Source organism: Micromonospora sp. NPDC023956 (genome assembly GCF_040639195.1).
In the GTDB taxonomy this organism is placed as follows: Bacteria; Actinomycetota; Actinomycetes; order Mycobacteriales; family Micromonosporaceae; genus Micromonospora.
In genome coordinates this window covers 142,362-155,326 of the sequence record NZ_JBEZZN010000001.1, presented here as the reverse complement: position 1 = coordinate 155,326, position 12,965 = coordinate 142,362, and the positions used below count along the sequence as shown (strand labels likewise).

The 12,965-nt window shown below is 73.9% G+C and carries 6 protein-coding genes; 3 read left to right on the top strand and 3 right to left on the bottom strand.

Annotated features, from left to right (window positions below; genetic code table 11):
- Positions 1 to 8 precede the first annotated feature (8 nt).
- Entirely contained in the window at positions 9 to 1,409 is a 1,401-nt protein-coding gene (locus AB0F58_RS00525) for a glycosyltransferase (RefSeq protein WP_357135831.1), read from the top strand.
- A gap of 110 nt (positions 1,410 to 1,519) precedes the next feature.
- Here the strand turns inward: AB0F58_RS00525 and AB0F58_RS00520 are convergent, their stop codons facing one another.
- Positions 1,520 to 4,339 carry an AAA family ATPase gene (locus AB0F58_RS00520; protein ID WP_357135829.1) on the bottom strand — a complete coding sequence of 940 codons (2,820 nt, stop codon included), beginning with the start codon at positions 4,337 to 4,339 and terminating at the stop codon, positions 1,520 to 1,522.
- 536 nt (positions 4,340 to 4,875) lie between these two features.
- Positions 4,876 to 7,641: an AAA family ATPase gene (locus AB0F58_RS00515; protein ID WP_357135826.1), complete on the bottom strand. Its 2,766-nt coding sequence runs from the start codon at positions 7,639 to 7,641 to the stop codon at positions 4,876 to 4,878.
- A gap of 1,553 nt (positions 7,642 to 9,194) precedes the next feature.
- On the opposite strand from AB0F58_RS00515, the gene AB0F58_RS00510 reads away from it, so the two are divergent.
- Positions 9,195 to 10,577, top strand: coding sequence for an AMP-binding protein (locus tag AB0F58_RS00510; protein ID WP_357135823.1), 1,383 nt, complete (start codon positions 9,195 to 9,197; stop codon positions 10,575 to 10,577).
- Between the two features lie 136 nt (positions 10,578 to 10,713).
- A complete protein-coding gene (locus AB0F58_RS00505) occupies positions 10,714 to 11,370 on the top strand; it encodes a 4'-phosphopantetheinyl transferase superfamily protein (RefSeq protein ID WP_357135821.1) in 657 nt (218 codons plus the stop codon).
- A gap of 64 nt (positions 11,371 to 11,434) precedes the next feature.
- On the opposite strand, the gene AB0F58_RS00500 is transcribed toward AB0F58_RS00505, so the two are convergent.
- A complete protein-coding gene (locus AB0F58_RS00500) occupies positions 11,435 to 12,841 on the bottom strand; it encodes an acyl-CoA synthetase (RefSeq protein WP_357135818.1) in 1,407 nt (468 codons plus the stop codon).
- Positions 12,842 to 12,965: the final 124 nt, after the last annotated feature.

Sequence of the window (12,965 nt, the reverse complement as noted above, 5' to 3'; positions counted from 1 at the left end):
GGGCGACGGTGACGACGTTCGACGAACGTCCGCTGCTGATCGTCAGTTCGGGTAGCGCCGGGTTGTTCAACCCGCTGCTCACCCTCGCCGGAGAGCTGAAGCGCCGGGGCGTCGGACGGGTCCGGTTCGCCTGCACCGACGAGCGCCGGGCCGACATCGAGGCGCTGCCCGGCGACGGGGACGTGCGCTTCCTGTCGCTCGGTCCGGCCCGGCTCGAGATGCGCCCCGAGCACTGGGACGACGAGACGCACCAGCGGATGTCCACCGGGTCGCGGGTGGAGAACTTCGTCGGCTACGTCGACGCCTCGACCGACCACGACCACCTGCACCGGCTCTACGAGCGGTGCCTGGAACTGGTCGACGAGGTGGAGCCGGCGCTGGCCGTGGTCGACTCGTTCGCCACGTACGGGATGGACGCGATGACCACCCGGGGCGTCCCGTACGTGGTCAGCGTCTCGGTGCCGCCGTCGAACTTCCTGCAGGACAGCCTGCCGTCGGCGTACCCGACGCCGCTGTCCGGCCTGCCGTTGCAGATGAACCCGAGTCAGCGGGCCGCCAACGACCGCCACCGGGCGGCGCTGCTGAACGCCCTGACGGAGCCGGAGCGGCTGGCCCGCAGCACCGCCGCCGTCGAGCGCCGCCGGGCCGCCGGCATCGCCAACGCCGACCTGAGCCCCAGCCGGTACGCGGACGCCGCCCAGGCCCTGCTGGCCTACACGGTGTTCGGTCTGGAGTACCCGTTCGACACCGCCCCGGCGAACCTGCGCCTGGTCGGCTCGATGGTGCCGCCGGACGTGACGCCGAGCCCGGAGGGTGCGGAGCTGCGCGGCTGGCTCGACGCGCACCCGTCGGTGGTCTACATCGGTTTCGGCACCATCATGCGGCCGTCCGCGGCCCAGGTCGCCGCACTGGTCGAGGTGGCCGCCCGGCTCGCGCCCGAGCACCACGTGCTGTGGAAGCTGCCGGCACAACGGCGGCACCTCCTCCCGCCGGCCGGGGAGCTGCCCGCCAACCTGCGGATCGAGTCGTGGCTGCCCTCACAGGTCGAGGTGCTGGCCCACCCGAACGTCCGGGTGTTCTTCAACCACGCCGCCGCCAACGCCATCCACGAGGCGGCCTGGTTCGGGGTGCCGCAACTGGTGATGCCGTTCTGGCTGGACTGCCACGACGGCGCGGTCCGGGTCGTCGACGCCGGGATCGGGCTCGCCGCCGAGCAGGAGGACCCGCTGGACGTCGAGGACGTGCTCGCCAAGCTGCACCGGCTGCTGACCGATCCGGTCTTCCGGGACCGCGCCGAGCTGTGGCGCGGGCGGCTGCGGCAGGCGGGCGGGGTCACCGCCGCCGCCGACCTGGTGCTGCGGCTACGGGCCACCGCTGCCGACCGGGCGCCCGCTCCGGTCGCGGGCTGACGCCGGAGGCCGGGCCCGGCGCGGGTCCGGCACCGCCTCGGCGGAGGACGCGCCATCCACGTCGTCGGGGCGCGTACCGGTTCCCGACCGGTACGCGCCCCGACGTGGTCTCAGGACGCGGCGCCCTGCACCTCCTCGACCAGCGGCTCCGCGTAGGCGACGAGCCGGGCCGGCAGATCGGTGCGGCGCTTGACGTCCAGCTTCCGGTAGACCCGGGTGAGGTGCTGCTCCACGGTGCTCACCGTGATGAACAGCTTGCTGGAGATCTGCCGGTTGGTGTGCCCCTGGGCAGCGAGCGCGGCGACCCGCCGTTCGGCCTCGCTCAGCCCGTCCTCCGGCTCCGGTGTCTCGGCCGGCGGGTACGCCGGCAGTCCGCCCGGCTCGCGGCGGACCAGCCGCTGGGCCAGTACCGGCGCCCCGCAGTCCTGGGCGAGGTGGTAGGCCCGCCGGACCAGCAGCCGGGCCTGCGCCCAGTCCCCGGCCCGTTGCAGGGTCTGACCGGTGTCGCCCAGCGCCCGGACCAGCTCCAACCGGTCGCCGCAGTTCTGGAGCAGGTTGACCGCCTCGGAGAGCAGCTTGCGCCGGTGGTCCGGGACGGCGGTGGTGGCGAGCAGCCGCAGCGTACGGCCCCGGGTCCGCTCGTCCACGCCGTGCGGTACGCGCAGCTGCTCCTGGAGCAGCTGGGTGGCGTGCGCCTTGTTGCCCACGCTCAGCTGCACCCGGGCCAGTTCCAGCCGCCACGGGACCAGGCCGGCGACGTCGATGCCCCAGGCGCGCATCAGCTCCCCGCAGCGACGCAGGTCGGCCGTTGCCGCGTGGGCACGGCCCAGCGCCAGGTGGTGCCGACCCCGCGCGGCCAGGTAGTGCACGCCCAGCGGGGTACGGAACGCGCCGGGTGGCACCGGCTGGGCCAGCCACTGGTCGGCCTCGGCGTGCCGGCCGGACTCCGTCGCGCAGGCGATCAGGGTGGCCAGGGGCCCGGCCACGGCCACCCCCCACGCCGGGACCGGCAGGTCCTCCAGCGCCGACCGGGCGTGGTGCTCGGCACCGGACAGGTCACCCAGGCGCAGGGCCGCCTCGGCGCGCAGCGCGCGGATCACCGCCCGCCACACCGGGCTGTGCCGTACCACCGGACGCTCCAGCAGCGCCCCGCTCCAGACCGCCACCCGGTCCGAGCGCCCCGACCAGAGCAGTGCCAGCAGCGGCGCGGTCAGCACGGGGAGGACCCCGTCGTCACTGTGGTGCCGGTGCAGCAGCTGCTCCGCGGTGGCCATCGCGTCCTGCTCGGCGGCGGGGGTCAACGCCGAGCCGAGCACGGTCAGGGCGTGCAGTTGCAGGTAGCCGACGGGGGGCAGGACCGGCATCCGGCCCCCGGCGGCGACCGCCTCCCGGACCGCCGGCAGGTGGTCGGGGTGGGAGAGGGAGAGCAGCAGCCGCATGGCCCGCAGCCGGCCGGCGTCGGCCGAGTGGCCCGGGTCGTCGTCGGTGGCGCAGCCGGCGATCGCCTCGCCGGCCTCCTCCGCCCGGCCCTGCCAGAGCAGGTACGGCACGGTGGACAGGGCCGTGTCGGCGGGCCATCCGGCGTCGCGGGCCGTGCGCACCAGCTGGGTGAGGTGTCCGTTGACCGTCAGCGGGTTGACCTGCCACCGGGCGTTGACCAGCATCGCCGTGGTGGTGGTGCGCTGCTGGTCGTCCACGTCGGCCCGGCTGACCAGTCGCAGGCAGGCGGCGGCCTCGTCCGGTCGTCCGGAGGACAGGGCCTGCGCGGCGGCGTCCTGGAGCACCGGCACCGTCCAGGTGGCCTCCGCCCAGCCGGCGGCGACCAGGTGCTCAGCCACCGTGCGCGGCTCGACGCCGTGTTCGTGCAGCACCTCGGCGGCGCGCTGGTGCATCGCCCGGCGCTCCTCGGGGGACATGTCGGCCAGGATCGACCGCCGGATGCGCGGGTGACGCAGCTGGTCGCCGTGCATCAGGCCGGAGGTACGCAGCACCCGCACGGTCGGTACGACCGACTCGGGCACGATGTCCAGCAGATGACCCAGCAGCTCCGTCGGCGCCGGCCGACCGAACACCGCCAGCGCCTGCGCCACCCGGCGGACGCCCGGCTCGTGCCGGTAGAGGCAACCGAGCACCGCCTGGTCGAAGGCGGTGTCCGGGGCCGGGTCCTCGTCGGACTCCTCGCGGATCCGTTCGTCGATGAGGGCCCGGGTGAGCAGTGGGTTGCCGCCGGTCACGCTCAGGCAGCGCTCGGCGGTTTCCCGCGCGGCGGCCTCGGCATCCCCGTCGACCAGTTGGGCGATCGCCTCGACGGTCAGCGGCGGCAGGTTGATCCGGGTGAAGTGCGGCTGGCTGAACAGCTCGGCCCGGAAGTGCGGGTGCGGCGGGCGCAGCATCCTGGCCTCGCTGAGCACCACGACGATCGGGGCGTGCCGCAGCCGGCGGGTGACGTAGAGCAGACAGTGCAGGGTCGCCGGGTCGGCGTGGTGGACGTCGTCGATGGTCAGCACCAGCGGACCGGGCTCGGCCAGGTCGAGCAGCGCGTTGAACAGGCCGTGCAGCACCGGCGCCCACGCCCGGTTCGCCGCCGACGACTCGTCGGCGGTCTCCAGGCTCGCCTCGAGCAGCGGAACGACCGACGGTGCCTCCCGCATCAGTCGCTCCACCCGGTCCGCCGTCTCCTGGCCCAGCCGGGCACTGTGGAACAGCTGTCCCAGCACGCCGAGGTGCAGTCCGCGTTCCGCCCGGGAACCCGCGGCGCTCAGCACCCGCCCTCCGGTGTCGGCCGCCCACTCGCCGAACGCCTCCAGCACGCTCGTCTTGCCGCTGCCCACCGCGCCCGTCACGAGCGAGACGTGTCCCCGTTGCTGCTTCTCGCACATCCGGAAGGCTTCCCGCAGCCGGGTGAACTGTTCCTCTCGCTGCACCAGCACCGTTCGTGTCAGCCTTTCTCCTACGCGGTGCCGTGCGGGTCTCGTCGACCGGCACCGCCCCTTTCCGATGCCGACGAGGCCCCCCTTCCGCCGTACCCGTGCTCCGGGATAGGGGTGGAAGTACCGGGCCGCGCCGCCGGGTGGACCTGGGTCCTGCCCCCGGAACCCGTCGCCGAGCGGACGATGATCCGGTTGCACGGAGTCTGGCATCAGCACTGATGTGCGACAACGGTCACGAGACCCCACCGTTGCCCGGGTAAACCTGTGGTCCGAATGGGCCGTTAGGGGTTGCGCGACTGGCCATCGGGGTCATCCCGACTGGCCGGGTGAACACAAGGTGGCGCCGAGATGGACAGGCGGCACGACGTCGCGGACGGCCGGTGCGAACGTTACGGAACGTCGGCATGGCGATACGGACGCCCAATGGTAGCCGTACTACTCATGGTGTCACCACCTCTTTGTGGCGTGCACCTCGTGCGAACGGCCGAGAGCCGTCGACGCCGGGTGGCGTCGACGGCCGTTCGTACCGGAAGGGGTCAGCGGTCGAGCCGGAGCCGGGCGGCCAGTTCGCTGCGGGAGTTGACGTCGAGCTTGCGGTAGATGCGGGTCAGCCGCTGCTCGATGGCGCTGACGGTGAGGAACATCTTCTCGGCGATCTCCCGGTTGGTGTGCCCCTGCGCGGCCAGGGTGGCCACCCGGGACTCGGTGTCGTTGAGCCCGGTGAGCAGGGGAATCGCCTCGTCGCCGTGGTCGGCGGTGCCGTTGCGGGTGACCCGGGCCGTGGGTCGCAGGACCGGAATCCCGCACTCGTCGGCGATGACCCTGGCGCACCGGGACACCTTCCGCGCCTGTCGCAGGTCCCCCGCCTGCTGGTAGGCGTGACCGAGGTCGGTGAGGGCGTGGGCCAGCTCCACCCGGGCGTCGCACTGCCGCAGCAGCCGTACGGCGGCGCGCAGGTGCGGGATGCGGTCGGCGCCCTCCGCGACGGTGGCCAGTACCCGCAGCGCGGCACCCCGGGGTCGCACCTGGTCCGGACGCAGCCGGTCCAGTTCCTCCCGGACGAGCTTCTCGGCCTGCTGCCGGCGGCCCATGTTCCGCAGCGCGCGGGCCGCCTCCGTCCGCCAGGGCACCAGGGAGGAGAGGTCCAGCCGCCACGAGGTCATCAGCTGACCGCAGAGCTGGAAGTCGGCCAGCGCGACCTCGGGGTTGCCCGTGGCCAGCGCGTGCAGCCCACGGGCGTGCAGGTAGTGCAGGCCGAACGGGGTCTCGAAGAGGACCGGTGGCACCGGCGTCCGCAGGCAGGCGGCGGCCTCGTCCCACTCCTGGAGGCAGGTCAGCACCCGGAGCCGGACGGCGAGCGGCAGGCCGATCATGACGCCCCACCCGGTGCGGGAGAGCCGGCTCAGCGCGCCCTCGGCCAGCTCCCGCGCCCGCGCCAGGTCGCCCCGGCTACCGGCCACCGCGGCGGTCAGGGCGGTCAGCAGCGCGCGCGGGGTACGGTGCCGGCCGGTGGCGCCGTGGTCCAACCGTTCGCACCAGTCGCCGGCGAGGTCGAGCCGGTCGGCGTAGATCAGCGCGATCACCGCGCAGACGGCGTTCCAGATGCTCGTCTCGTCGTCCAGGCGGAGGGTGGTCAGGACGTGGTCCGCGTCCTCGGCCACCCCGGCGTCCCCGCGTTCCAGCGCCGCGCCGAGCAGGGTGACCCCCCGGAGCTGCCCCTTGACCCGGGCGAGGGTCAGCGGGTCCCGGCCCGCCCAGTGGGCGGTCGGGCTGCCGGCCGGAGTACCCGGATACAGGGTGGCCAGCCAGCTCCGGATGACGATCAGGTCGGTGGCGGAGTGCGGGTCGTGCCGGTCGGCGCGCTCCTCGAGGTGCCGGATGAGGTCGAGTACCCGGCCGGTCTGCCCGTGCCAGAGCAGGTACTGGATGGGGCCGGAGGCCTGCCGGCTGTTGAGGTGCCCGGCCTCGACGGCGGTGGCGACGCCGAGCAGGTGCGGAACGGCGGCCTGCGGATCGAGCCGCCACTCCGCGCGGGCGAGGGCGGACCGGATCCGTGCCCGTAGGCAGTCGCCGGTGGCGTCCCGGTTGGCCCGGCGAAGATACTGTCGGGCCGCGTCGGCGTCCCCCTCGGCGAGGGCCTGCTCTCCGGCGTCCAGCAGCACCTGGACCATCCACGGCTCGTCGAACCCGTCGGTCTTGAGCAGGTGCGGGGCGATCCGCGCGGGCGGCGCGCCGTCGTCGTGGAGCAGCCGGGCGGTGGCCCGTTGCAGCCGACCCCGTTCCTCCACCGTCATGCTCTCCAGCACCGCGCGGACGACCGCCGGATGCCGGATCCCCTCCTCGGTGACCAGTCCCGCGCTGGTCGACGCGTCGACCGCCCGAACGTCCGGTTCCCCGGGGAGGTCGAGAAGCAGGGGCAGCAACGGGCCGTGTGTCGACCCCCCGGTGACCGCGAGCACCCGGGCGGCCTTCAGCACGAGGTGCTCGCACCGGTAGAGGCAGCTCAACACGCCCTCGCGGAAGGCCTCCCCGGTCACCGGCCGGTCACCGCCACCGCCGGCGAGGCGGTCGTCGGCCAGGGCGTGCACCAGCAGGGGGTTGCCGCCGCTGATCCGGTGCGCCTCGTCGCTGAGGCGACGGGCCACCGGAGCGCCGAGCCGGTCGGCCAGCACGCGGTAGGTCCCGTCCGGGGAGAGCAGGGGCAACCGCACCCGGTGCGACCGTGCCGGCTGCACCAGTTCGGCGTGGATGGTGGGATACCACGGCCGGGTGCGGTGCGCCTCGGTGAGGACGATCAGTACGGCCAGGCCGGTCACCCGCCGGGCCAGGTAGGCCAGGCAGCGTAGCGACGGCCGGTCGGCGTGGTGTACGTCGTCCACCGCGATGACCAGGGGCGCCTGCGCGGCGATGGCCAACAGCTCCCCGCCGATCGCGGCGGTGAGCCGAGCGAGGGCCTCCTCGCCGTCGTCGTGCGCCTCGGACCAGGCGAGGGCACCCTGGTCGAGCAGCCGTCCGAGCCGCTCACGGGTGGTGTCGTCCAGGGGTGTCCGGCGGACGAGCTGGCGGACGATCTCCAGCGGTACGGTGCGCTCGCTGCGGGAGGCGCTGGCGCCCAGGTAGCGGACGTCGGCGTCGGCGCACCGCCGGGCGAACGCCTGGAGCAGGCTGGTCTTGCCGCTGCCGACCGCTCCGGTCACCACGGTCACCGGTCCTGACGAGGTGGGCGGGTCGCCGGCGCCGAGGAGGTCGTTGAGCCGGTGCGTCAGGATGTCGAGCTGCCGGTCCCGCTCGGTCAGGGTCATCGGGCGGGCCCTGTGGCGGGCGCGGTGACCGAGGTCGCCTGGTTGTCCATCCGCTGTGGTCTCCCATGTCACTCAACGAAGTCAGAGACCCACAAATCCTTGACCAATTCTGCTGCGAAGGTCGATGACGTTCGTACGGTGCACGCCTGAGCTTTCCCTAATTCGAGGGTGCCCCGACGTGTCCCCGGCTATCGATCCCGGTGCATGGTGTGGAGTATGGCAGTCCAGCAATTGAGCAGCAAGCCGAACGATGTAAAGGATAGACAAACCTGGTCTGTCGCGCCACTGGCCGTGGGGAGTGGCACCCGGCCGGCAGCGTAACGTCATAGTGGCGATTCGGAGCGTGACATCGAACTTCCTCATCCGGCTGGTCTGGGCACTTTGCAGGCTACCTGCCAATGTGTTTTCAGGGTACCGGTAATGCGTTCGTGAACGGCTATGCCGCGTGCCGTGGAGCGGGCGCGCGGCGGGCGTCCCACCTGCTGTTCGGTGTCCGTTCAGGGGGCGGGCGTCGTGGGAGCGCCCCCACGCGCCACCCGGGGGCGCGGGCGGGCTGATGGCTGGTGCGGGGCCGGTTGCGGGGGGTGGTGCGGCTTGCCCGGTCCGCTGCGGCCGGTCGCCGTCACCGACGGTTCCGTGCTGCTCACCGAGCGGGGGTGGGTGGCCCGACCTGCCCGTGGTCCGTCTCGCGGGAGGGGTCGGGCACCTGCGGTCCGTCGGGCCCGCCCGTACCGACAGGGCTCTGCCCCACCGGCTGCCGGGTGCCGCGGTGCGGTATTGTTTCGTCGCCCAGTCCTGGGCCATTGCCTGCTCGTGAAATTGTCGCGGCCGATGGTGTGCCGAGCCGTCCGCGAAACGCATCGCCATTAGCGCAGCCAACCCCAATCAATGCCGATCGCTCCGTGTCCGGCCCTGCCGATCGTATATGGCCGGCGGCGGACCGTTCCGCACCATTGGGTTCCCTCCGCACCTTCAAACCGTTCCTCCCGGCTCTGCCGAGGCGGGGAACTATTGGTGGAAATAGGCGCACATCCGCACGGTTATCCGCCTGCCGAGTCCTCTCCGGCCGCTTTCGCGGGTGACGACCGGCGTCGACGGCCGGCGGGATCGCCGCGAGCGGCGTCGTCGACCGCGCCGGAGTGCCCTCCGGCGGTGCCGCCCTGGGTGCCGGGCTCGCTCCGGTGCCGGTCGGGATGTTCCACATCGGACACTGCGCCGGTCTACCCCCCTGCCCGGTCACCGCGCCGCGCACCGGGCGCCCTGTTTCGCGAGCACCCCGGCCGGCAGGCCCGAAACGATCATCAGCCCTCGGCGCCCCGCCACCGGTGATCGCGACCGGATACCGTCCGGGCACCCCGCCCCGGAGGTGGAAAGGACGACCAGGCTAGGGGTTGTCGGAGACCCGGACGCCGCCTAATTTCGGGGCATCCGCTCCGATCGGGAGATGACCGGACACCACGAGGCCCCGCACACCCGGAGTACGAAGGGTTCCCTGGCGCGATGCTCCAGCCACTGCCGAGACTCGTCGACGCCGCCGACAGGGGTTAGCTCGGATGAATCTGTTGCCGGCGCTCCACGGGTCCGGCGTCGACCGGGCCGACGCGCTTCGGGTCGCCGGCAGGACCCTTTCCAGCGAGGATCTCCAGGGCTGCGCCAACGCCGTCGCCGACCGGATCCGGGGCGCGCGGGCGGTGGCGGTCGACGCCACGCCGAGCATCGAGGCGATGGTCGGTATGGCGGGTGCCCTCCAGGCGGGCGTGCCGTTGGTGCCGGTGCCGCCGCTGGCCCCAACGGAGGAACGCCGCCGTATCCTGCGCGAGTCCGGCGCGAGCCTCGTCCTCGGGGCCGCCACCGACTGCACCGCCCTCCCCGTGGTCCCCGTCGACCTGCGGCAGCGGTCCTGGAGCGCGCAACCCGAGCCGGAACCCACCGCGGACGCGGTCGTCCTCTACACCGGCGGCGCCGGTGGGACGTCCCGAGGCGTCCGCATCTCCCGAGGCGCGATCGCGACCCAACTGGATCTGCTCGCGGACGCCTGGCGGTGGAGCGCCGAGGACGTCCTCGTCCAGACGGCGCCGCTCTTCCGGGCCTACGGCCTCGTCGCCGGACTCTTCGGCGCGTTACGGGTGGGCAGCCGCTTCGTCCATCTCGACCAGCTCCCGGCCACCGGCCCGGTCGGCACCATCTACCTGGCGGTACCCGGTCAGTGGGCGCGGATCGCCCGGGACGTCGCGGGCGCTCGGGCGCTGTCCGGCGCGCGGATCCTGGTCTCGGGCGACGCGCCGCTGGCACCGACGGTGAACGAGCGGATCCGGTTGCTCACCTCGCACACCCTCATCCAGGGCTACGGCACCACCGAGACCCTGATCGCGGTGACCGGCCGCGCCGACGCCCGGGAAACCCCCGGCACGGCCGGGACCCCCCTGCCCGGCGTGCAGACCCGCCTGCTCGGCGGGGACGGCCGGCCGGTGCCCACCGACGGTGAGTCCGTCGGTGAACTCTGCATCCGGGGGCCGACCCTGTTCAGCGGGTACGTCGGCCAACCGGACCAGACGGCCCCCGGCGACGGGTGGTACCACACCGGGGACCTGGCCACCGTCGCCCCGGACGGCTGCCACCGGATCATCGGTCGGCGCCGGGCCGACGTGGTGCACTGCCGCGACCACGCGGTGCCCGCCCGGCAGGTCGAGGAGGTGCTGCTCACCCACCCCGGCGTCCACGACGCCGCCGTGGTGGGGACGCCGCACCGCGCTCTCGGCGAGATGATCGTCGCGTACGTGGTGGCGGCGGACGGGCTCACCGCGCAGATGCTCATCGACCACGTCGGGCGGATGCTGTCGGCGGCGCACCGGCCCCGTCGCGTGCACTTCGTCGCCGAACTTCCCCGCAGCGCCCAGGGCCGGGTCAGGAAATCCCTGCTGATCGCCGCGGGGTGAGTCCCGGGCGCACCCGCCCCGGCCGACCGGTCGCCGGGCCGGAGCATCCCGCCCCCCGTAGCCGACCCCTACCGGCACGTCGTATCCGTCGCTTCCGGGGTCGGCGCCGCACGCCGCGACGCCTACCATGCCGGTTGTGATCGAGCGGATCCTGCCCCCGGCCGTCGTGGCGGTCGAGTCCTTCACCGACCCCGCCGACCTGACGCTCCACCCCGACGAGGAGCCGCTGGTCGCGAACGCGGTGGAGAAACGTCGCCGGGAGTTCACCACCGTGCGGGACTGCGCCCGTCGCGCGATGGCCCGGCTGGGCCTCCCGCCGGCCCCGATCCTCTCCGGTACGCGGGGCGCCCCCGTCTGGCCGACCGGGGTGGTCGGCAGCATGACCCACTGCGACGGCTACCGGGGCGCGGTGCTCGCCCCCGCGACCTCGCTCGCCTCCGTCGGGGTGGACGCCGAACCGCACGCGGCGCTGCCCGACGGGGTGCTCGACGCGATCGCGCTACCCGCCGAGCGGACCCGTACCGCCGCGTTGCGGGCCAGCCACCCGACGGTGTGCTGGGACCGGCTGCTCTTCAGCGCCAAGGAGTCGGTCTACAAGGCCTGGTTCCCGCTGACCGGCCGCTGGCTGGACTTCTCCGAGGCGGACATCGTCGTCGACCCGGACGGGACGTTCGCCGCCCGGCTGCTCGTGCCCGGACCGGTGCTCGGCGGTACGGAGGTGACCACGTTCCCCGGCCGGTTCCTGGTCGACGGCGGACTGGTCCTCACCGCCGTCACCCTCCCGCCCGACTGACGACACCACCCGCCCGCCGCCTCCGCCCACCCCCGGCACCGCGGCCAGCGTGGCCGGGACGGGGTCAGCACTCGGTGAGCAGGTTCTTCTGCACCTTGCCCAGGGCGTTGCGGGGGAGGGCGTCGACCAGGCGTACCTGTCGGGGCCGCTTGTGCACGTTCAGCTGCCGGGCCACGAACTCGATCAGCTCGGCCTCCCGGACGCCGTCGCCCACCACGAAGGCGGTCACCTGCTGACCGAGGTCCGGGTGCGGGGTGCCCACCACCGCCACCTCCCGGACGCCGGGGTGCGCCAGCAGCGCGTCCTCGACCTCACCGGCGCCGATCCGGTAACCACCGCTCTTGATCAGATCGGTGGCGGCCCGGCCGACGATCCGGTGCCAGCCGTCCGGATCGATGGTGGCCACGTCGCCGGTGCGGAACCACCCGTCCGGCGCCCGGCACGCCGCGTCGGCGTCCGGCCGGTGCAGGTACCCGTCGAAGAGGGTGGCTCCCCGCACCTGGAGTTCGCCCATGGCGACCCCGTCGGTGGGTACGGCCTCGCCCCGCTCGTCGACCACCCGGGTCCGTACCTCGGGCAGCGACAGTCCCACGGTGCCCGGCCGACGCGGTCCGTCCGCCCGGGCGCTGACGGTGATCAGGGTCTCCGTCATGCCGTACCGTTCGACGACCCGGTGGCCGGTCAGCGCGGCGAGGTTCCCGAAGACGCTCTCCGGCAGCTTCGCGCTCCCCGACACCAGCAGCCGGGCCGGGCGCAACGCCCGGGCCGCAGCGGGGTCGGCGGCGATCCGGGACCAGATGGTGGGTACGCCGAAGTAGAGCGAGCCGGCCGCCGCCGCGTACCGCTCGGGGCGGGGACGGCCGACGTGGTGCAGCCGGCTGCCGAGCCGGAGCGGGCCCAGCACACCGAGCACGAGACCGTGGACGTGGAACAGCGGCAGGCCGTGCACCAGCCGGTCGTCCGGCGTCCAGGCCCAGGCGTCGGCGAGCCCGTCGAGGCAGGCGGCGACGGCCCGACGCGAGAGCACCACGCCCTTGGGCGCGCCGGTGGTGCCGCTGGTGTAGAGGATCAGCGCGGTGCTCTCCGGCGCCGGTTCCGGATGCCGGGTGTCCGAACGCCGGCCGAGGTCCACCGGTACGGCCGGGGGAGCGGACGCGTCCGCCGACCCGGCACCGCCCGGCCCGAGCAGGACCTCGGCTTCCGAGTCCCGCAGGATGTGGTCGCGCTCCCGGGGCCCGGCGTCCGGCGGCACCGGTACCACCGCCGCCCCGGCCAGCAGCCCGCCCACCACCCCGACCACGGTCTGCAGAGTCGGCGTGGCCGTCACCGCCACCCGTCGGACGCCACGCAGGTCGTCGGCGACCGCCGCGGCCTGTCGGCGCAGGTCCACCCAGGACGCGGAGCGGTCGTCGACGCGGATCGCGCCCGGCCGTTCGTCGGTGGACTCGGACAGCCAGCTCAGCAGCGGCACGTCGGCGCTCCTTCTGCGCGGTCCACCGGCGGCGTGCCGCCGGCCGGCGGGGGCGGGGGCCCCGGTACGGTCGGTGGGCGGCCGGGACGCCCCTACACGTCCGGCCGGACGCCCCGACCGTAGT

Bases quoted from the DNA above. Each gene is read 5' to 3' on its own strand.
- AB0F58_RS00510 (WP_357135823.1), top strand. From the start codon at position 9,195: ATGAATCTGTTGCCGGCGCTCCACGGGTCCGGCGTCGACCGGGCCGAC.
- AB0F58_RS00515 (WP_357135826.1), bottom strand. From the start codon at position 7,641: ATGACCCTGACCGAGCGGGACCGGCAGCTCGACATCCTGACGCACCGG.